The 18,865-nt window shown below is 71.0% G+C and carries 19 protein-coding genes and 1 tRNA gene; 12 read left to right on the top strand and 8 right to left on the bottom strand.

Annotated elements, in window-relative coordinates; translation table 11 throughout:
- Positions 1-24: 24 nt before the first annotated feature.
- From BLV72_RS17055 to BLV72_RS17045, 3 genes are read right to left on the bottom strand one after another with little or no spacing between them, the layout of a single operon-like run.
- The gene (locus BLV72_RS17055; RefSeq protein ID WP_093463242.1) at positions 25-786 is read right to left on the bottom strand and encodes a TrmH family RNA methyltransferase; all 762 of its coding nucleotides are present in this window, start codon (positions 784-786) and stop codon (positions 25-27) included.
- On the bottom strand, positions 776-2,023 hold the full coding sequence (locus tag BLV72_RS17050) for an HTTM domain-containing protein (protein ID WP_093463240.1): 1,248 nt from the start codon (positions 2,021-2,023) through the stop codon (positions 776-778). The genes BLV72_RS17055 and BLV72_RS17050 overlap by 11 nt, the downstream gene beginning before the upstream one ends.
- On the bottom strand, positions 2,020-2,754 hold the full coding sequence (locus BLV72_RS17045) for a DUF5819 family protein (RefSeq protein WP_093463239.1): 735 nt from the start codon (positions 2,752-2,754) through the stop codon (positions 2,020-2,022). Before BLV72_RS17045 ends, BLV72_RS17050 begins: the two co-directional genes overlap by 4 nt.
- A 223-nt stretch (positions 2,755-2,977) precedes the next feature.
- On the opposite strand from BLV72_RS17045, the gene paaA reads away from it, so the two are divergent.
- The 6 genes from paaA to BLV72_RS17015 all read left to right on the top strand — a co-directional run bounded on the left by paaA (position 2,978) and on the right by BLV72_RS17015 (position 7,804).
- Positions 2,978-3,928, top strand: a complete 951-nt coding sequence (paaA, locus tag BLV72_RS17040; protein WP_093463237.1) for a 1,2-phenylacetyl-CoA epoxidase subunit PaaA — start codon at positions 2,978-2,980, stop codon at positions 3,926-3,928.
- The gene (paaB, locus tag BLV72_RS17035) at positions 3,925-4,221 is read left to right on the top strand and encodes a 1,2-phenylacetyl-CoA epoxidase subunit PaaB (protein ID WP_046088802.1); all 297 of its coding nucleotides are present in this window, start codon (positions 3,925-3,927) and stop codon (positions 4,219-4,221) included. Before paaA ends, paaB begins: the two co-directional genes overlap by 4 nt.
- On the top strand, positions 4,218-4,919 hold the full coding sequence (gene paaC, locus BLV72_RS17030) for a 1,2-phenylacetyl-CoA epoxidase subunit PaaC (protein ID WP_093463236.1): 702 nt from the start codon (positions 4,218-4,220) through the stop codon (positions 4,917-4,919). The genes paaB and paaC overlap by 4 nt, the downstream gene beginning before the upstream one ends.
- Complete coding sequence (gene paaD, locus BLV72_RS17025; RefSeq protein WP_093463234.1) at positions 4,913-5,452, top strand: 1,2-phenylacetyl-CoA epoxidase subunit PaaD; 540 nt, start codon at positions 4,913-4,915, stop codon at positions 5,450-5,452. Before paaC ends, paaD begins: the two co-directional genes overlap by 7 nt.
- Positions 5,452-6,561 carry a 2Fe-2S iron-sulfur cluster-binding protein gene (locus tag BLV72_RS17020; RefSeq protein WP_093463233.1) on the top strand — a complete coding sequence of 370 codons (1,110 nt, stop codon included), beginning with the start codon at positions 5,452-5,454 and terminating at the stop codon, positions 6,559-6,561. Before paaD ends, BLV72_RS17020 begins: the two co-directional genes overlap by 1 nt.
- Before the next feature lie 94 nt (positions 6,562-6,655).
- Entirely contained in the window at positions 6,656-7,804 is a 1,149-nt protein-coding gene (locus tag BLV72_RS17015; RefSeq protein ID WP_093463231.1) for an acyl-CoA dehydrogenase family protein, read from the top strand.
- Positions 7,805-7,835: 31 nt separating this feature from the next.
- Here the strand turns inward: BLV72_RS17015 and BLV72_RS17010 are convergent, their stop codons facing one another.
- The 4 genes from BLV72_RS17010 to BLV72_RS16995 all read right to left on the bottom strand — a co-directional run bounded on the left by BLV72_RS17010 (position 7,836) and on the right by BLV72_RS16995 (position 11,409).
- Positions 7,836-8,189 (bottom strand): rhodanese-like domain-containing protein, encoded by a 354-nt coding sequence (locus tag BLV72_RS17010; protein WP_093463230.1) that lies wholly within the window; start codon positions 8,187-8,189, stop codon positions 7,836-7,838.
- A 43-nt stretch (positions 8,190-8,232) separates the two neighbouring features.
- Positions 8,233-9,213: a hypothetical protein gene (locus BLV72_RS17005; RefSeq protein ID WP_093470389.1), complete on the bottom strand. Its 981-nt coding sequence runs from the start codon at positions 9,211-9,213 to the stop codon at positions 8,233-8,235.
- Positions 9,214-9,310: 97 nt separating this feature from the next.
- Positions 9,311-10,828 (bottom strand): DUF2252 domain-containing protein, encoded by a 1,518-nt coding sequence (locus BLV72_RS17000; RefSeq protein ID WP_244320792.1) that lies wholly within the window; start codon positions 10,826-10,828, stop codon positions 9,311-9,313.
- A 203-nt stretch (positions 10,829-11,031) separates the two neighbouring features.
- The gene (locus BLV72_RS16995; protein ID WP_093463228.1) at positions 11,032-11,409 is read right to left on the bottom strand and encodes a winged helix-turn-helix transcriptional regulator; all 378 of its coding nucleotides are present in this window, start codon (positions 11,407-11,409) and stop codon (positions 11,032-11,034) included.
- Between the two features lie 115 nt (positions 11,410-11,524).
- Here BLV72_RS16995 and BLV72_RS16990 point away from each other — a divergent pair, with 115 nt between their 5' ends.
- Positions 11,525-12,178: an FMN-dependent NADH-azoreductase gene (locus tag BLV72_RS16990; RefSeq protein ID WP_093463227.1), complete on the top strand. Its 654-nt coding sequence runs from the start codon at positions 11,525-11,527 to the stop codon at positions 12,176-12,178.
- 188 nt (positions 12,179-12,366) lie between these two features.
- Here BLV72_RS16990 and BLV72_RS16985 read toward each other — a convergent pair.
- Positions 12,367-12,453, bottom strand: a tRNA-Leu gene (locus BLV72_RS16985).
- 326 nt (positions 12,454-12,779) lie between these two features.
- Between BLV72_RS16985 and BLV72_RS16980 the strand changes: the two genes are divergently transcribed.
- From BLV72_RS16980 to BLV72_RS16960, 5 genes are all read left to right on the top strand, one after another.
- Entirely contained in the window at positions 12,780-13,622 is an 843-nt protein-coding gene (locus BLV72_RS16980; RefSeq protein ID WP_093463225.1) for an FHA domain-containing protein, read from the top strand.
- A 10-nt stretch (positions 13,623-13,632) separates the two neighbouring features.
- Positions 13,633-14,151, top strand: a complete 519-nt coding sequence (locus tag BLV72_RS16975; RefSeq protein ID WP_014053590.1) for an FHA domain-containing protein FhaB/FipA — start codon at positions 13,633-13,635, stop codon at positions 14,149-14,151.
- Between the two features lie 75 nt (positions 14,152-14,226).
- On the top strand, positions 14,227-15,813 hold the full coding sequence (locus BLV72_RS16970) for a PP2C family protein-serine/threonine phosphatase (protein ID WP_093470387.1): 1,587 nt from the start codon (positions 14,227-14,229) through the stop codon (positions 15,811-15,813).
- 22 nt (positions 15,814-15,835) lie between these two features.
- Entirely contained in the window at positions 15,836-17,248 is a 1,413-nt protein-coding gene (locus tag BLV72_RS16965) for an FtsW/RodA/SpoVE family cell cycle protein (RefSeq protein WP_059143764.1), read from the top strand.
- The gene (locus BLV72_RS16960) at positions 17,245-18,717 is read left to right on the top strand and encodes a peptidoglycan D,D-transpeptidase FtsI family protein (protein ID WP_093463224.1); all 1,473 of its coding nucleotides are present in this window, start codon (positions 17,245-17,247) and stop codon (positions 18,715-18,717) included. Before BLV72_RS16965 ends, BLV72_RS16960 begins: the two co-directional genes overlap by 4 nt.
- Positions 18,718-18,865: the final 148 nt, after the last annotated feature.

Here is an 18,865-nt window from a genome sequence, read left to right as displayed (position 1 = left end):
AGCCTTGGGCCTTGGCGTCGGGGCCTAGGCCGGGTGATCGGGGCCGCCCCAGTGGAAGAGGGCCATGGCCACACTGGTGGCCAGGTTGTAGCTGGACACCTGCGGCCGCATGGGGAGGGCCACCAGCCTGGTGGCCCGCTTCCGCAGCTCCGGCGAGATCCCGTGCCGCTCGGAGCCGAAGGCGAGCAGCGCGTCATCGGGGATGGTCACGGACCGGATGTCCTCCCCCTCCGCGTCCAGCACATACAGCGGCCCCTCCGGAAGGGCGTCGCCCGGCAGCCGCTCGACCGCGGTGGCGAAGTGGAGCCCGGCGCCGGACCGCACCGCGTTCGGATGCCAGGGATCGATATCGCCGGTGGTGACCACGCCGGTGGCCCCGAAGCCCGCGGCGAGCCGGACCACGGCGCCGACGTTCCCCAGGTTGCGGGGGTTGTCCAGGACGACCACCGGGGCAGTCCGGGGCCGCTTGGACAGCTCGTCCAGATTGCCCTGCCGGCCGCGCCGTACCGCCAGCGCGGCGACCCGTGTGGGGTGCGCCCTGGGCACCAGATCGCGCAGGGTCCCGGCCTCCACCTCCACCAGGAGATCCGCGATCGTCTCGGTGAGATCGTCGGCAAGGCCCTCGGCGAGTTCCACGGCGGCCGCCTTGTCGCTGGTGACCGCGGCGCGCACGTCCGCGCCGAAGCGCAGCGCGTGTTTCAGCGCGTGGAAGCCGTCGAGCAGGACGGTCTCGGGGGCCGTCGCGCGCCAGTGCCGTACGGCCTGCGCGGCCTCGTCATCGATCATTCCCCCAGCGTACGAGGGTGTCGGCCGCGGGTTTCCCGTCGCTCTCCCGCACCCGCTGCCCCGGCAGCCACACCGCACGCGCCGTCAGCCGGTCCCGGGCCCGGCCCAGCCGCCCCTCGGCCCAGCGCAGGAAGTTCGTCGGCAGGAAGACCGAGTCCGCCGCGATCACGGCGAGCGAGAAGAAGGGCAGCCCCAGCATCACGGCGATGCCGAGGTGCTCCAGCATCAGCAGGACCAGCATCACGTTCTTGGCCCGCCGGTTGAGCAGGGTGAACGGGAAGGCCACCTGGACGATGACCGTGCCGTAGGTCAGCACCATCACCAGGGTGCCACTGGACGCCATGAGGTCGGTCAGCCCCGGCCAGGGCGAGAAGTAGTCCAGATGCAGCGGGTAGTAGAGGGCGGTGCCGTCCTGCCAGCGCGAGCCCTGGATCTTGTACCAGCCGGCCGTGGCGTACAGCAGACACACCTCGGCCATGATCACCACCAGGGCCCCGTTGTGCGCCACATTGGCGAGCGCGTCCAGAACGGTGCGCGGCTCCCCCGGTGCGTAACGCTGGACGAGCCACCAGCCGGCCTGGACGATCCACAGCCCCCACAGGACGGTGGCCCAGCCCAGTCCGGGCAGTGGGCCGTCGGAGGTCAGGGAGAGCCGGGCGTCGGTGAGCAGCTGTACCCAGAGCAGGGCGGTCCCGGTGACGGCCCACAGCACGATGCCGGTGGTGTCGCGCGACGGCCCCTCGCGGTCCGCCTGCCGGGCCGCCCGGCGCGCGTCCAGCGACCACACCCGACCGCACCGGGTCAGCACCAGGTACATCGACATCAGATGGATGAGATTGTCGCCGCCGTCCCCCACGAAGATGGAGCGGTTCTGCAGCGACAGCACCCCGATCATGAACAGCACGGACATGGTGCGGGTGCGCCAGCCCACCAGCAGCAGCGCGCTGGAGACGAGGGCGAGGGCGTAGACGACCTCGAACCACACCCCGCCGTCGGACCACATGAGCGCGCTGAAGGCGCGGTTGCCATCGATCAGCCGCGCGGCCATGTCCCAGTTCCACGGACCGTCCGGCCCGTACAGCTCCCGGCGGTGCGGCCATTCGCGCACCAGGAAGAGCAGCCAGGTGAAGGAGAAGCCGATGCGCACCACGGCGCTCTGCCGGGGGCCGAGCGCGGCTCCGGTGACGCGGGCGTAGCCCTGCGCCACGGCGGTCTGGAGGCGGGCGGAGGGGGTCACCGGCTCTTCGCCTCCGGGATGTCATCGGTGGTCACCGTCCACCACGGCAGCGTCCGGTAGATCGTCTTGGTGTCGATCTTCTCGTCGCTCCAGGACGGCGGGGCCACCGGAGTGGTCGCGGAGCGCACCTGTATTCGCTCCACGGCACCGCCGTCCTCCTCGCCGCCGAAGCGGAGCATCACGATCCGGCGGATGTACTGCTCGGAGAGGCTGCCGCGCATGCCCTGCGGCCGCTCCTGCGCGTCATGCGAGCCGACGTAGAACTCCCAGGCGCGGCGCAACTCGTTCTGCTGGGTGTGGCTGGGCAGCGGGTTGTGGCGGATGGCCGCCCCGTCCTGGGCCGAGAGGTCGCGCCAGCCGGTGGTCGCGGTGCCTCCCTCGCGGGTGCGGATCTCGGCGCGGGCCTGGACGGCGATGTTCTGCTGGAGCGGGTTGGGGGCGAAGAGCTTCCAGACCCGTTCGAACTCCGGATAGATGTAGTCGTCGATCGCCGCGCCGTGCCGCTTGGTGAGGGTGTTGGGCGGTGAGACGGCCAGAAAGGCCGCCGAGAGGTGGATCGCGGCGGCGACGGCGGCGACCGCGATGCCCACCGCGATGATCAGCTGGGCGGGCAGGGAGAGCGCGGTGAGCGGTTCCGCCGCGTCGTGGTCCGGCTTCGGCTCCGTCGATTCCGGTCCCGCTTCCGTCGGTCCCGGTTCCGGCTCCGTCCCGGCCATACCCAGCCCCGCCATACCCCGCCCCGCTCCCGATGGTCCAGGTCTTCGCGCACGCCGGTCGACCGCGCGCCCCGTGGCCCCCACGTCCCCGGCACCGTACCCATGCGGAACCACTCGGCACAGCGTCCTCAGCGTTATCCACAGGGTTGACACCCTACGTTCCTCAGCACACCATTGAACCGAACGATCGGTCGGTCGGCTGGCCGGTCGGCGGAGACGATGGGCGGAGGGGCTTCGCATGACGACGATGGCGGCGGACGCGGGGGCGTACGAGGCGGTGTTCGACGCCGCCCTGGCCGCGGACGAGCGCATCGAGCCGCGCGACTGGATGCCCGATGACTACCGGGCCACGCTGGTGCGGCAGATGGCGCAGCACGCCCACTCCGAGATCATCGGCATGCAGCCGGAGGCCAACTGGATCACCCGCGCCCCCTCGCTGCGGCGCAAGGCGATCCTGATGGCCAAGGTCCAGGACGAGGCGGGCCACGGCCTGTATCTCTACAGCGCGGCCGAAACCCTGGGCACCAGCCGGGAGGAGCTGCTAGACAAGCTCCACAGCGGCCGCCAGAAGTACTCCTCGATCTTCAACTACCCCACGCTGACCTGGGCCGACGTCGGAGCCATCGGCTGGCTGGTGGACGGCGCCGCGATCACCAACCAGGTCCCGCTGTGCCGCTGCTCCTACGGGCCCTACGCACGGGCGATGGTCCGCATCTGCAAGGAGGAGTCCTTCCACCAGCGCCAGGGGTATGAGCTGCTGCTGGCCCTGAGCCAGGGCACCGAGGCCCAGCACGCCATGGCGCAGGACGCGGTGGACCGCTGGTGGTGGCCGTCGCTGATGATGTTCGGCCCGCCGGACGACGCCTCGGCCCACTCCGCGCAGTCGATGGCCTGGAAGATCAAGCGCCACTCCAATGACGAGCTGCGCCAGCGCTTCGTCGACATCTGCGTCCCCCAGGCCGAATCCCTCGGCCTCACCCTCCCCGACCCCGAGCTGCGGTGGAGCGAGGAGCGGGGGCATTACGACTTCGGGCCGATCGACTGGGACGAGTTCCGCGAGATCCTGCGGGGAAACGGCCCGTGCAACACCCAGCGCATCACCCAGCGGCGCCGGGCCCATGAGGAAGGCGCCTGGGTGCGCGAGGCGGCCGCGGCACACGCGGCCAAGCACGGGAAGGCACAGGCATGAGCGGCAGCCCGAGCGCCGAGTGGCCGCTGTGGGAGGTGTTCGTCCGCAGCAGGCGCGGACTGTCGCACACCCACGCCGGATCCCTCCACGCCCCGGACGCGGAGATGGCCTTGCGAAACGCACGGGATCTGTACACCCGGCGCTCGGAGGGCGTCTCGATCTGGGTGGTGCCGTCCGCCGAGATCACCGCCTCCTCCCCGGACGAGCGAGATCCCTTCTTCGAGCCGTCCGCCGACAAGCCCTACCGCCACCCCACCTTCTACGCGATCCCGGAGGGGGTGCGGCATCTATGACCGCGGCCCTCGCCCTGGGCGACGACGCGCTGGTGCTCTCCCACCGGCTGGGGGAGTGGGCCGGGCACGCCCCCGTGCTGGAAGAGGAGGTCGCGCTCGCCAATATCGCCCTCGACCTGCTCGGCCAGGCCCGGGTGCTGCTCTCCCTCGCCGGCGACGAGGACGAGCTGGCGTATCTGCGCGAGGAGCGGGCGTTCCGGAACGTGCAACTGGTCGAGCAGCCAGGCGGTGACTTCGCCCAGACCATCGCCCGCCAGCTCTACTTCTCCACCTACCAGGAGCTGTTGTACGAGCGGCTGGCGCGCGGCACCGGCCCCTTCGCCCCGCTCGCCGCCAAGGCGGTCAAGGAAGTGGCCTACCACCGCGACCACGCCGAGCAGTGGACCCTGCGGCTCGGCGACGGCACGGAGGAGAGCCATGAGCGGATGCGGCGGGGGCTGGACGCGCTCTGGCGGTTCACCGGTGAGCTCTTCGAGCCGGTCGAGGGGTGCGAGGTGGAGTGGCACACGCTGCACGACGCCTGGCTGACCCGGATCACCTCGGTCCTGGAGCGCGCCACCCTGGCGGTGCCCGAGGGGCCGCGGCGCGGCGGCTGGGCGGCCGGGGCGGGGCGCCAGGGCCTGCACACCGAGCCGTTCGGCCGGATGCTCGCCGAGATGCAGCATCTGCACCGCAGCCACCCGGGGGCGACATGGTGACGCCCACGCCCTCCGCGGCGGCCACGCCTCCCGCGTCCGGCACCACTCCGCTCGAGGAGGAGCTGCTGCGGCTGGCCGGATCCGTACCGGACCCCGAGCTGCCGATGGTGTCCCTGGCCGAGCTGGGCGTGATGCGCGGGCTGCGGCTGCTGGGGCCGGGCCGGGTGGAGGTCGAGCTGACCCCCACGTACACCGGCTGCCCGGCGCTGGAGTCGATGGCCACCGATATCGAGCGGGTGCTCCATGACCACGGCGTCCCCGAGGTCGCCGTGCGCACGGTCCTCTCCCCGCCCTGGACGACGGACGCGATCAGCGCCGAGGGCCGCCGCAAGCTGGCGGAGTCCGGCATAGCGCCGCCCGCGCCGCGCCGTGCGGCGGCGGACGGCCCGGTCCCGGTGGCCCTGGCGGTGCGCTGCCCGCACTGCGGCTCGACCGAGACCGAGCTGCTGAGCCGCTTCTCCTCCACCGCCTGCAAGGCGCTGCGCCGCTGCACGGCCTGCGGTGAACCGTTCGACCACTTCAAGGAGTTGTGATGGCCGCGGAGGCGGTGCAGCGGGCCACGCCCCGCCACGGCGCGTTCCACCCGCTGCGGGTGGCGGCGGTCGACCGGCTCACCGATGACGCGGTGCTGGTCACCCTTCTGGTGCCGCCCGCGCTGCGGGAGACGTTCCGCTTCACGGCGGGGCAGCACATCGCGGTGCGCCGGTTCGCGGACGGCGCGGAGATCCGCCGGACGTATTCGCTGTGCACCCCGGCCCCGGGTGCGGAGGGCCCGGAGTTCCTGCGGATCGGGGTGCGGCTGGTCGAGGGCGGTGAGTTCTCGGCCTATGTCCTCAAGGAGCTGGCGGTCGGGGAGGTCATGGAGGTGATGGCCCCGGCCGGCCGTTTCGTCCTGGAGCCCCGGCCCGGCCACTTCGCGGCGGTCGTCGGCGGCAGCGGCATCACCCCCGTGCTGTCCATCGCGGCCACGCTGCTCAGCCGGCAGCCCGAGGCGCGCTTCTGTCTGATCCGCAGCGACCGCACCGCGGCCTCGACGATGTTCCTGGAGGAGGTCGCCGACCTCAAGGACCGCTGGCCCGACCGGTTCCAGCTGGTGTGCGCGCTCTCCCGGGAGGAGCAGCAGGCCGGGCTGGTGTCCGGGCGGCTCGACGAGGAGCGGCTGACCGCGCTGCTGCCGGCGCTGCTGCCGGTCGCCTCGGTGGACGGCTGGTTCCTGTGCGGGCCCTATGGTCTGGTGCGCGCCGCCGAGCGGGCGCTGCGCGGCCTCGGGGTCTCCCGCGGCCGGGTCCATCAGGAGATCTTCCATGTGGAGGCGGCGCCCGCCGAGGACGTCTCCCCCGTGCCGGATCCGGCCCGGACCGCGGCGCGGAGCTCGGTCACGGCGACCCTGGACGGCCGGTCGGGCACCTGGCCGGTCCAGGCCGGGGAGCCGCTGCTGGAGACCGTGCTGCGCAACCGGGCCGACGCGCCGTATGCGTGCAAGGGCGGGGTCTGCGGGACCTGCCGGGCCTTCCTGGTCTCGGGCGAGGTGCGGATGGACCGTAACTTCGCGCTGGAGCCGGACGAGGTGGAGGCGGGCTATGTGCTGGCCTGTCAGTCCCATCCGGTGGGCGAGCGGGTGGAGCTGGACTTCGACCGCTGACGCCCTCGGGCGCGGCACCGGCGTTCCCTTCTTGTAGAACCTGTTCTATCTTGACGGGCCGTCAGGTAAAGCCGCGGCGCGGGAGGTACGGACAGTGGACTTCACCTTCACCGAGGAGCAGCAGGCGGCCGTCGAAGCGGCGAAGGCCGTCTTCTCCTCCGTCACACCGGACAGCGTGCCCAGCCCCGCGCTGACCGCCGGCGCCGTCGCCGAGGACTTCGACCGCGCGCTGTGGCGCAAGCTCGCCGAGAGCGATCTGCTGGGCCTGAGCCTCGACCCCCAGTACGGGGGCTCGGGCCTCGACCCGCTCGCCCTGTGCCTGGTGCTGCGGGAATGCGGCCGGGTGCTGGCCCGGGTGCCGCTGCTGGAGTCCAGCGCCGCGGCACTGACCGTGCAGCGGTACGGCGGGGCCGAGTTGCGCACCGCCGTACTGCCCCGGGCAGTCGGCGGTGAGCTGGTCCTCACCACGGCCTCCAGCGGCCGCACCGGCCATGGACCGGCCGAACTCGCCGTCCAGGCGCGGCGGAGCGGGGACGGCTGGGTGCTGGACGGCGCCCAGACCGCGGTCCCCTGGGCCCATGGCGCCGATCAGGTGCTGATCCCGGCCCACACCGGGGAGGGCCGGACGATCCTCGCCCTGGTCCCCCGCGACCATGAGGGCGTCGCCCTCGATGAGCAGATCTCCACCAGCGGTGAGCGCCTGGCCGAGATCCGGCTGGACGGAGTGCGGCTCACCGACCGCGAGGTGCTGGAGGCGGACGGCGCCTGGGAATGGCTGCGTGATCTGCTCACCACCGGCACCTGTGCGCTCGCACTGGGCCTCGGCTCGGCGGTGCTGGACCTCACCAGCTCCTATGTGAGCGAGCGCGAGCAGTTCGGCTTCCCGCTCGCCAGCTTCCAGGCGGTCGCCGTGCAGACCGCCGACCGCTATATCGATCTGCGGGCCATGGAGGCCACGCTGTGGCAGGCGGCCTGGCGGCTGTCCCTGGCCGAGGAGCGGCCGACGGCGAGCGGGGCACTGCCCATCGCGGGGGATGTCGCCGTCGCCAAGATCTCGGCCGCCGAGGGCGTGCGCCGCATCGTGCAGACCGCACAGCATCTGCACGGCGGCTTCGGCGCGGTCACCGACTACCCCCTGCACCGCTACCACGCCTGGGGCAAGCAGCTGGAGCTCTCGCTGGGCTCCGCCGCCGCCCATGAGGAGGCACTGGGCGAGCTCCTCGCCGCCCACCCCCTCGGCTGATCGGCGGGTCCCGCCGATCGTAGGGAAACTCCTAGAGCACAAAGGCCCCTGCGGCGGTGCCGTCGGGGCCGCTCACCATCGGCCGGCCCGCCGCGTCCCAGGCGAGCATCCCGCCGTCCACATTCACCGCGTCCAGGCCCTGCGCGACCAGGTACTGCGTCACCTGCGCGGAGCGGCCGCCGACCCGGCACATCACATGCACCCGCTGCCCCTCGCCGACCTTCGCGGTCAGCTCATCGAACCGCGCCACGACCTGGCCCATCGGGATGTGCAGCGCGCCCTCGACATGCCCGGCCGTCCACTCGTCGTCCTCCCGGACATCCAGCAGAAGGCCATCGGCCGGTACCGCCGCCGCCTCCATCTGGGGAAGCTGGGCAAAATGCATCAGACACACCTCTCACATGACATCGGCAGCTCCGGCAAACCTACTACCGCATCAGCTCCGCGAGCCGGGTCTCCTTCTCCGCGGCCTGGGCCAGCAGCTGCTCGGCGATCTCGTCCAGCAGCCGGTCGGGGTCCTCCGGCGCCATCTTGATCATCGCGCCGATCGCGCTCGACTCCAGCTCCGCGGCGACCGCGGCCAGCATCTCCTTGCGCTCGGCCAGCCACTCCAGCCGGGCGTACAGCTCCTCGCTGCGGCTCGCCCGCCGCTCCGGCGGCGGCGGACCGGCCTCCCACTCCTCGGCCAGCGCCCGCAGCGCCTCCTCGTCCCCGGCCGCGTACGCCGCGTTGACCCGCACGATGAAGGCACCGCGCCGCTCCCGCTCGGCCTCCTCCTCGGCCAGATCCGGATGGGCCTTACGGGCCAGCTCCCGGTAGATCCGGCGGGCCTCCTCGCTCGGCCGCACCCGCGGCGGCGGCTGCACGGGCCGCTCGGTGAGCATCGCGGCCGCCTCCGGAGAGAGCCCCTCCGAGTCGATCCAGCCGTGGAACAGCTCCTCCACGCCCGGCATCGGCTGCACCAGTCCCCGCGCCTCCTGGGCCTTGCGGATGTCCTCCGGATCGCCGGTGCGCGCCGCGACCGCCTCGGCGATCAGCGCGTCCAACTCGTCGAGGCGCGAGTACATCGGCCCGAGCCGCTGGTGGTGCAGCCGGGAGAAGTTCTCCACCTCCACCCGGAAGGTCTCCACCGCGATCTCGAACTCGATCAGCGCCTGCTCGGCCGCGCGCACCGCCCGCTCCAGACGCTCGGCGGCCTGAGCCTCCTCCTGGGCACGGGCATCCCCGGCGTCCGCGGCGTCCCCGGAACCGGCGTCCCCGGATGACCCCGCGTCCCTGGGCCCGGCATCACCGGACCGGGAGTCCTCGGGCCAGGGCCCCTGGGACCGCGTCTCCCCGGACCATGCCTCCCCGGATCGCGTCTCCCCGGACCGGTCGTGCGACTCCGCCTGGGGCTCCGCGTCCGACACCGACTGCCGTGCCTGCTGCTGCGCTTCCGGATTCGTCACCCGCTCAGACTACGTCCGGCGGTGATCGGCGACCGAGCGCGCACCCCCGCCCCGCGCCTCACACCCCCAACTCGGCCGCTATCCGGCCGTTGCGCACCGCCACGACCAGCGCGGAGTGATCCGCTTCCGTGCGATCCGCGTACGCCACCGCGAAGGTGGCCACCGCCTCGTCCAGCTCCTCCCCCTTGCCGCAGTAACCGGCCAGCAGCCGAGGGTCCGCGCTGTGGGCATGCGCCCGCGCCAGCAGCGCGCCGGTCATCCGCCCGTAGTCGTCCATCTGGTCCGCCGCGAGCGCCGCCGGGTCCACGCTTCCCTTGCGGTTGCGGAACTGGCGCACCTGGTAATGCCGCCCCCGCACCGTCGTCCACCCCAGCAAAATGTCGCTGACCACCTGCATCCGCTTCTGGCCGAGCACCACCCGCCGCCCCTCATGTGTGACGTCCGGCACCTCGAAACCGGCCTTCGCCACATACGGCAGCAGCGCGGAGGGGCGCGACTCCTTCACCTGGAGCACCATCGGCTCGCCGCGGTGGTCGAGCAGGAGCACCACGTAGGAGCGGGTGCCCACACTGCCCGTGCCGACCACCCGGAACGCCACATCGTGCACCTCGTACCGCGAGAGCAGCGGCAGCCGGTCCTCCGGCAGCGTGCCCAGATACTCGGCGAGCGAGGAGGCCACCGCCGCCGCCTCCTCGTCCGGCACCCTCCGCAGCACCGGCGGCGCGTCCACGAAGCGCCGGGCCTCCGGCCGGGCGGAGGAGCCCTCCTCGCCCGGCACGGGCTCGGTGGACCGGGCCGCGTACCGCGCGCTGGTGTTCCGCCGGGCCTTCTCGGAGATCCGCTCCAGCGTCCCGACCAGGTCCTTGGCGTCCGTGTGGGAGACCAGCTCCTCGTCCGCGATCGCGTTCCACGCGTCCGCCGCCGGCAGCTTGGCCAGCAGCCGCACCGTGCGCCGATAGGCGCCCACGGCGTCCTGAGCCGCCGCCCGGCAGGTGTCCTCGTCGGCGCCCGCCTCCCGGCCGGCCAGCACCAGCGAGACCGCGAGCCGCTTCACATCCCACTCCCACGGGCCGTGGACGGTCTCGTCGAAGTCGTTCAGATCGATGACCAGGCCACCGCGCGCATCTCCGTAGATCCCGAAGTTGGCGGCGTGGGCATCGCCACACAGCTGTGCCCCGATGCCGGTCACCGGCGTGTTCGCAAGGTCGTGCCCCATCAGCCCGGCGGCCCCGCGCAGAAAGGAGAAGGGGCCAGCGGCCATCCGCCCCACCCGGATCGGGGTGAGCTCCGGCAGCCGCCCGGCATTCGACCGCTCGACCGCCGCCACCGGATCCGGCCGCCCGTCGGCCCTCGGCGGCTCGGCATGCGCCGAGCGCGGCACCCGCTTGCGCAGCGCCTTGCCCCTCTGCCGGGGAGACGGCCCCTCACCGCGCCAGACGGCGAAGCCCGGAACCGGCGGCAGCCGCCGGGCCGCCCCGCCCGCGGCGCCCTCGCCGCCCGGCCCCCGCTCGCCACTCTCTCCGCCCCGGCCGCCCTCGCCGCTTCCGCCGCCCTGACCGCTCCGGCCGTCCGTCATCGCGCCCCCGCCTTCCTTGCACACGACATCGACTGAGCAGACCGTACCCCCTGTCAGCCCACCCCGTCAGAGCCTGTGGAAAACCTCGGCGATCATGGTGAAACCCCTGATCAGACGCGACTGATCCCGGCCCGGCCCAACCTCGACCCGAGCCCCGCCCCAAGGCTCGGTCACGGAGCCGGCGCCCCGGCCCAGCCCCAGCCTCAGCCCCGGAACTGCTTCGGGCAGCTGTCGCCGCCCGAGGGCAGATTGGTCTCCGCCCACCGCGACAGCTCCTTCAGCGCGGGCTCCAGCGCCTTCCCCGCGTCGGTCAGCCGATAGGCCACCCGCAGCGGCGGCCCGGCGTCGACCTCTCGCACCACCAGACCCGCCGCGGCGAGCTCGGTGAGCCGGTCCGACAACATCCGCTCACTGATCCCCGGGATGGCTCGCCGCAGATCGGCGAAGTACGCCGCCTGCTCCGTCAGCACGGCCACGATGAGCCCCGTCCAGCGCTTGCCGAACAGCTCGAAGAACCGCGTCATCTCGCCGTCGACCTGCTTGCAGGCCTGCTCGTTGTGCTCCCCACGATCCTTCGCCATGGAATACAGACTACTGCGTTCTGGTTCGGGACTGCAGAAAAGTAAGCTACTGTGCCATCTGTAGGTACGTAGGTATTACGGGCTCCTTACCGAGCCCTCTTTCCTGGAGGCATCCATGCCGACTCTTCTGCACATCGACACGTCCGTCTTCCCCGGTGAGGCCTCCGCTTCCCGCTCGGTCACGGCCACCTTCCGCAAGGAATGGGAGGCCCAGCACCCGAACGGCACGGTGATCTATCGCGACCTGGCCGCCGAGCCGCTGCCGCACCTGGACGGTCTCGCCGCCGCGGCCGGTTTCGCCGCTCCCGACCAGCGCTCGCCCGAGCAGCACGCTGCCTTCGCCCTGCGGGAGACCCTTGCCAGCGAGCTCGAGCAGGCGGACACGGTCCTGATCGCCGCCCCGATGTACAACTTCACGATCCCCTCCACCCTCAAGGCGTGGCTGGACCACGTGATCATCATGGGCCGCACCTCGGGCGCCGAGCAGACCACCACCTCGGGCACCCCGACTGTCGTCGTCGCCAGCCGTGGCGGCGGCTACGGCCCCGGCACCCCCCGGGAGAGCTTCGAGTTCGTCACGAACTACCTGGGGAAGGCGCTGGGCGACGGGCTCGGCCTCGACGTCACCTTCGTTGTGCCCGAACTCACGCTGGCCCGCAGCAATCCGGCCATGGCCGAGCTGGTCGAGGCCTCGGACGCCTCCAAGGCGAAGGCCCACGAGGAGGCCGCGGCCAAGGCCAAGGAGCTCGCCACCCGCTTCGCCGCCTAAAACCCTCTGATCAGCCTGACCCACCCGGACATCAGGCCACAGGGGCCTCCCCTCCCCCGGGGAGGCCCCTGGCCATTTCCCTGGGAAGGCAAGGCTCCGGCAAAGCCCCGGCACGGCCCGCCCCTGCCACAACGCGAAACGGGCCTCCCAAAAGCGACTTTCGTCACTTCTGAGAGGCCCGCTCCGACTGGTGCGCGAGGGGGGAGTTGAACCCCCACGCCCTTTCGGGCACTGGAACCTGAATCCAGCGCGTCTGCCTATTCCGCCACCCGCGCATGGGTGCTGCCGTCCGGCCACTCGTTCCGCTCCCCGGTTGATCCTCTGGATCCGTCCGGTTCGTGTGGAGCGCCTTTCGACATCCAGAACATTAGCACGCCCTCCGGGGTGCAATCACACCCGTTACCGGCGCCCCCGCCCCCACCCGTCCGTGGAGCGTCACGGTTGCGGGACACTGTCGTCAGGGCACCTCTACGATCCCTGTGAGAGGTGACACTGCTCCACAGGGACAGGAAGGGGAACCACCCGATTTCCCTACGCGTGGATACGATCAGTAAGCAGTACCAGGACGGCATAGAGCACGACTGACGGAAGGAGGTGCCCCGTGGGAGTACTGAAACGCTTCGAGCAGCGTCTCGAGGGCCTCGTGAACGGCACCTTCGCCAAGGTGTTCAAGTCCGAGGTCCAGCCTGTCGAGATCGCCGGCGCCCTCCAGCGGGAGTGCGACAACAACGCCACGATCTGGAACCGCGACCGGACGGTCGTCCCCAATGACTTCATCGTCGAGCTGAGCACGCCCGACTACGAGCGGCTCAGCCCGTACTCCGGCCAGCTCGGCGACGAGCTGGCCGGCATGGTCCGCGACTACGCCAAGCAGCAGCGTTACACCTTCATGGGCGCCATCAAGGTGCATCTGCAGAAGGCCGACGATCTCGACACCGGCCTGTACCGGGTGCGCAGCCGGACGCTGGCGTCCAGCGAGTCCCAGGACTCGCAGCAGGCGCCGGGCCGCCCCGGCGCCGGAGCCCCGCAGCAGCGCCCCGGCGGTTACGGCTACCCCGCCCAGCCCGCCGGTGCCCCGCCGATGCCGTCCACGCCCCCCGGCGCCCGTCCGGTGCCCCGCACCAGCGGAGCCGGGGTCGGCGCCGGAGCCCAGCAGCAGGGCCAGACCCGCCGCTGGATCGAGATCAACGGCAGCCGCCACCAGATCTCCCGGCCCACGCTCGTCCTGGGCCGTTCCACCGACGCTGACGTGCGGATCGACGATCCCGGTGTCTCCCGCAGACACTGCGAGATCCGGGTCGGAACCCCACCGACCGTCCAGGATCTCGGGTCGACCAACGGCATCGTGGTGGACGGACAGCACACCACGCGCGCTACGCTCCGCGACGGCTCGCGGATCGTCGTGGGCAGCACCACCATCGTTTACCGGCAAGCCGAAGGGTGAAGCGGGGGCAATGTCAGAGCTGACCCTCACGGTCATGCGGTTGGGTTTCCTCGCCGTACTGTGGCTGTTCGTCATCGTGGCCGTCCAGGTCATCCGCAGCGACCTGTTCGGGACCCGCGTGACCCAGCGCGGTTCGGCGCGGCGCGGCGCCCCCGACCGGCCGCAGCAGCAGCAACAGCGGCAGAGCGCGCCACCGCCGCAGCGCCAGCAGTCCGGTGGCCGCGGCCGCCGCGGTGCCCCCACCAAGCTGGTGGTCTCCGAGGGCACGCTCACCGGCACCACGGTCGCCCTCCAGGGGCAGACCATCACCCTCGGCCGTGCGCACGATTCAACAATCGTGCTGGACGACGACTACGCCTCCAGCCGGCATGCCAGGATCTACCCGGACCGTGACGGCCAGTGGATCGTCGAGGATCTCGGGTCCACCAACGGCACGTATCTCGACCGGACCCGGCTCACCACACCGACACCGATCGCGCTGGGTGCGCCGATTCGCATCGGCAAGACCGTCATCGAGCTGCGGAAGTAGTAGGACCATGACGACCGGAGGGTGGGCAGCGTGGTTGGCAAGGGGCTGTACCCGGAGCCGACAGGCGAGGTGCGCATGAGTCTGTCACTGCGTTTCGCGGCCGGATCGCACAAAGGCATGATCCGGGAGGGCAACGAGGACTCCGGCTATGCCGGTCCCCGGCTGCTCGCCATCGCCGACGGCATGGGTGGCCAGGCCGCCGGCGAGGTCGCCAGCTCCGAGGTGATCTCCACCCTCGTCCAGCTCGACGACGACGTCCCGGGCTCGGACATCCTGACGTCCCTCGGCACCGCCGTGCAGCGGGCCAATGACCAGCTGCGCGTCATGGTCGAGGAGGACCCCCAGCTGGAGGGCATGGGCACCACGCTCACCGCCCTGCTGTGGACCGGTCAGCGGCTCGGCCTGGTGCACGTCGGCGACTCGCGCGCGTATCTGCTGCGCGACGGTGTGCTCACCCAGATCACCCAGGACCACACCTGGGTGCAGCGCCTGGTCGACGAGGGCCGGATCACCGAGGAGGAGGCGGGCACCCACCCGCAGCGCTCCCTGCTGATGCGCGCGCTGGGCAGCGGCGACCATGTCGAGCCCGATCTGTCCATCCGCGAGGTCCGGGCCGGGGACCGCTATCTGATCTGCTCCGACGGCCTGTCCGGCGTCGTGAGCCACCAGACGCTCGAGGAGACCCTCGGCAGCTACCAGGGCCCCCATGAGACCGTGCAGGAGCTGATTCAGCTCGCCCTGCGCGGCGGCGGCCCCGACAACATCACCTGCATCGTCGCCGACGTCCTCGACGTCGACGGCGGCGACACCCTGGCCGCCCAGCTCAACGACACCCCCGTGATCGTGGGCGCGGTCGCCGAGAACCAGGTCCCTCTCGGGGACGGCGGCGCCGCGCACACCCCCGCGGGCCGCGCGGCCGAGCTCGGCCGCTCCGTACCGCAGCAGGGCGACCCGCACGGCGGCTTCGGCCCGCCCGGCAGCGGCGACCCGGCCATGGGCGGTCTGCCGCAGGGCAGTTACGGCGACTACGCCGACGGCGACTTCACCAAGAAGGGCGGCGCCAAGGCCTGGGCCAAGCGGTCGCTCTTCATCGTGCTGGGCCTGGCCGTGATCGGCGGTGGGCTCTACGGCGGCTATCGCTGGACCCAGACGCAGTACTACGTGGGCTCCAACGGCGACCATGTCGCGATCTACCAGGGCATCAGCCAGGACCTCGCCTGGATCAAGCTCAACAAGGTCCATGAGGACCACCGCGAGATCGAACTCAAGTACCTCCCGGCCGACCAGCGCGGCCGTGTGGAGGACACCATCACGGTCAGCGGGCTCGGCCAGGCCCAGGACAAGACCAAGGACCTCGCCACCCTCGCCGGCGCCTGTAAGAAGGTCGAGGCCCAGGAGAAGGCCGAGGACAGCCAGAAGGACCTCACCGGCGGCGACAAGGACAAGAACGGCGGCTCCGGGGGCAGCCCCTCCAACAGCGCCAACCCGTCCCAGAGCGGCGCCCAGTCCGGGGACGACAAGACCGAGAACCAGCTCGGGGCGCGCGCCGCGAAGGCCACCACCAAGCCCACGCCGACGACGTCTCCCACTCCGAAGCCCGGCCCCACCCTCTCGGAGGAGGAGAAGAAGTTGGTCCCGCAGTGCAGCAGCACCCAGCAGTGAAGCCGTAAGGGGCCGTCCACCCATGAGCAGTAGTACGACCAACACGACGACGATCAGTACGGCCGGACCGCCGAGCAGGCGGAACACCGAGCTGGCCATGCTCGTCTTCGCGGTGATCATTCCGGTCTTCGCGTACGCCAACGCGGGTCTGGCGCTCAGCGACGAGATGCCCTCCGGCATGCTCAGCTACGGCATCGGGCTCGGTCTGCTGGCCGGCGTCGGCCATCTGGTGGTCCGGAAGTTCGCGCCCTACGCGGATCCGCTGATGCTGCCGATCGCCACGCTCCTCAACGGGCTGGGCCTGGTGCTCATCTGGCGTCTGGACCAGTCCAAGCGGCTGGCCCAGAAGGCGGAGAACGCCGGTCAGGTCTTCGCTGCCTCGGCCCCCAACCAGCTGATCTACTCGGCACTGGGCGTCGCCCTCTTCGTCGGCGTGCTGATCCTGCTCAAGGACCACCGCCTCCTCCAGCGCTACACCTACATCTCCATGGTGGTGGCGCTCATCCTGCTGATCCTGCCGGTGTTCTTCCCGCCCCGGTTCGGCGCGCGCATCTGGATCACCCTCGGCAGCTTCTCCATCCAGCCCGGTGAGTTCGCCAAGATCATCATCGCCGTGTTCTTCTCCGGCTATCTGATGGTCAAGCGGGACGCGCTCGCGCTGGCCAGCCGTCGCTTCATGGGCCTGTACCTGCCGCGCGGCCGCGATCTCGGCCCGATCCTGGTGGTCTGGGGGATGAGCATCCTCATCCTCGTCTTCGAGACCGACCTGGGCACCTCGCTGCTGTTCTTCGGCCTCTTCGTCGTGATGCTGTACGTCGCCACCGAGCGCACCAGCTGGATCGTCTTCGGTCTGCTGATGTCCGCGGTCGGCGCGGTCGGCGTCGCCACCTTCGAACCGCACGTCCAGCAGCGGGTGGACGCCTGGCTCGACCCCTTCGCGGCGTTCAAGACCGGGGGCAGCGACCAGATCGCCCAGGCGATGATGGCCTTCGGCTCCGGCGGCGTCTTCGGTACCGGCCTCGGCCAGGGCAACTCCGACCTCATCGGCTTCGCCGCCAACTCCGACTTCATCCTGGCCACGGTCGGCGAGGAGCTCGGGCTCGCGGGCACCATGGCGATCCTGCTGCTCTACGGCCTGATCGTGGAGCGCGGTGTGCGCACCGCGCTGGCCGCCCGTGACCCGTTCGGCAAGCTGCTGGCCATCGGCCTCTCCGCGGCCTTCGCCATCCAGGTCTTCGTCGTCGCGGGCGGTGTGATGGGCCTCATCCCGCTGACCGGTATGACCATGCCGTTCATCGCGCAGGGCGGCTCGTCCGTCATCGCCAACTGGGCACTCGTCGCCATTCTGATCAAGGTCAGCGACACCGCGCGCCGTCCGGCGCCGACGCCCGCTCCCACCACAGACGCCGAGATGACCCAGGTGGTCCGACCGTGAACAAGCCGCTGCGCCGAATCGCGATCTTCTGCGGACTTCTCGTCTTCGCCCTGCTGCTGCGGGACAACTGGATCCAGTACGTGCAGGCCGACGACCTCAAGAACCACGAGAAGAACCGCAGGGTCCTGATCGCCCGTTACGGCCAGCCGCGCGGCAACATCATCGTCGACGGCCAGCCGATCACCGGATCCGTCGAGACCAACGGCACCGACTTCAAGTACAAGCGCACCTACAAGAACGGTCCCATGTGGGCACCGGTCACCGGGTTCGCCTCGCAGGCCTTCGACGCCAACCAGATCGAGAAGCTCGAAGACCAAATCCTCACGGGCAACGACGACCGCCTCTTCTTCAACCGGACGATCGACATGATCACCGGTAAGAAGCAGAAGGGCGGCGACGTCATCACCACGCTGAACGGCAAGGCCCAGAAGGCCGCGTTCGAGGGCCTCGGTGACAAGAAGGGCGCCGTCGCCGCGCTCGATCCGCGCACCGGCAAGATCCTCGCTCTCGCCTCCACCCCGAGCTACGACCCCTCGAAGTTCGCGGGCGCCTCCAAGAAGGACTCCGACGCCTACAACGCGCTCAAGCCGGACGTCGACAAGGACGACCCGATGCTCAACCGGGCGCTGCGGCAGACCTACCCGCCCGGCTCGACCTTCAAGGTCGTCACCGCGGCGGCCGCGCTGGAGAACGGCAAGTACACGGACATCGACGGGCCGACCGATTCGCCGGACCCCTGGAAGCTCCCGCTGTCCACCCAGCCGCTGCCCAACGAGGGGGACATCCCCTGCAAGAACGCCTCGCTGCGGCAGGCGCTCCGCTACTCCTGCAACACCGTCTTCGGCAAGCTCGGTGACGACCTGGGCAAGGACAAGATGCTCGAGGAGGCCGAGAAGTTCGGCTTCAACGAGGAGATCTTCACGCCGGTCCGCGCCGACGCCAGCGTCTACCCCGAGAAGATGGACCAGCCGGGCAACGCGATGTCGGCCATCGGCCAGTTCGACAACCGGGCCACCCCGCTGCAGATGGCGATGGTCGCCGCCGCCGTCGCCAACGACGGCAAGCTGATGAAGCCGTACATGGTCGACTCGCTGCGCGCGCCCAACCTCAACACCATCGAGCAGACCGACCCGGAGGAGATGAGCCAGCCGCTCAGCTCGGAGAACGCCCAGAAGCTCCAGAGCATGATGGAGACCGTGGTCAAGGAGGGCACCGGCACCAGCGCCCAGATCCCGGGCGTCACGGTCGGCGGCAAGACCGGTACCGCGCAGCACGGCGTCGCCAACAGCAAGAACCCCTATGCGTGGTTCATCTCCTACGCCAAGGGGGATGACGGCTCGCCGGTCGCGGTCGCGGTGGTCATCGAGGGGTCCGACACCCTCCGCGGCGACATCGCCGGCGGCAAGCTGGCCGCGCCGATCGCCAAGAGCGTGATGCAGGCCGTACTGGAAACCGATAGCGACAAGTGACCCCCGTCACGTCCGGATATCAATCCCGCACGTCGCCGTACCGGTCCGGTATCAGATAGCGACTGAGGCCGGGTCCCGTAAGACGTGCCGGGTACGGTATGCGCGAGCAGCACTTCGCCGGCCCCCACAGGTGCGGCCGGGAACCACG

The organism is Streptomyces melanosporofaciens (assembly GCF_900105695.1).
Lineage (GTDB): Bacteria > Actinomycetota > Actinomycetes > Streptomycetales > Streptomycetaceae > Streptomyces > Streptomyces antimycoticus.
Note: the sequence above shows the minus strand (reverse complement) of the source record. Positions and strands in the feature narration are given on the sequence as shown.

Bases quoted from the DNA above. Each gene is read 5' to 3' on its own strand.
- BLV72_RS17055 (WP_093463242.1), bottom strand. From the start codon at position 786: ATGATCGATGACGAGGCCGCGCAGGCCGTACGGCACTGGCGCGCGACG.
- BLV72_RS17045 (WP_093463239.1), bottom strand. From the start codon at position 2,754: ATGGCGGGGCTGGGTATGGCCGGGACGGAGCCGGAACCGGGACCGACG.
- paaA (WP_093463237.1), top strand. From the start codon at position 2,978: ATGACGACGATGGCGGCGGACGCGGGGGCGTACGAGGCGGTGTTCGAC.
- paaB (WP_046088802.1), top strand. From the start codon at position 3,925: ATGAGCGGCAGCCCGAGCGCCGAGTGGCCGCTGTGGGAGGTGTTCGTC.
- paaC (WP_093463236.1), top strand. From the start codon at position 4,218: ATGACCGCGGCCCTCGCCCTGGGCGACGACGCGCTGGTGCTCTCCCAC.
- paaD (WP_093463234.1), top strand. From the start codon at position 4,913: ATGGTGACGCCCACGCCCTCCGCGGCGGCCACGCCTCCCGCGTCCGGC.
- BLV72_RS17020 (WP_093463233.1), top strand. From the start codon at position 5,452: ATGGCCGCGGAGGCGGTGCAGCGGGCCACGCCCCGCCACGGCGCGTTC.
- BLV72_RS17010 (WP_093463230.1), bottom strand. From the start codon at position 8,189: ATGCATTTTGCCCAGCTTCCCCAGATGGAGGCGGCGGCGGTACCGGCC.
- BLV72_RS17000 (WP_244320792.1), bottom strand. From the start codon at position 10,828: ATGACGGACGGCCGGAGCGGTCAGGGCGGCGGAAGCGGCGAGGGCGGC.
- BLV72_RS16995 (WP_093463228.1), bottom strand. From the start codon at position 11,409: ATGGCGAAGGATCGTGGGGAGCACAACGAGCAGGCCTGCAAGCAGGTC.
- BLV72_RS16990 (WP_093463227.1), top strand. From the start codon at position 11,525: ATGCCGACTCTTCTGCACATCGACACGTCCGTCTTCCCCGGTGAGGCC.
- BLV72_RS16975 (WP_014053590.1), top strand. From the start codon at position 13,633: ATGTCAGAGCTGACCCTCACGGTCATGCGGTTGGGTTTCCTCGCCGTA.
- BLV72_RS16970 (WP_093470387.1), top strand. From the start codon at position 14,227: ATGAGTCTGTCACTGCGTTTCGCGGCCGGATCGCACAAAGGCATGATC.
- BLV72_RS16965 (WP_059143764.1), top strand. From the start codon at position 15,836: ATGAGCAGTAGTACGACCAACACGACGACGATCAGTACGGCCGGACCG.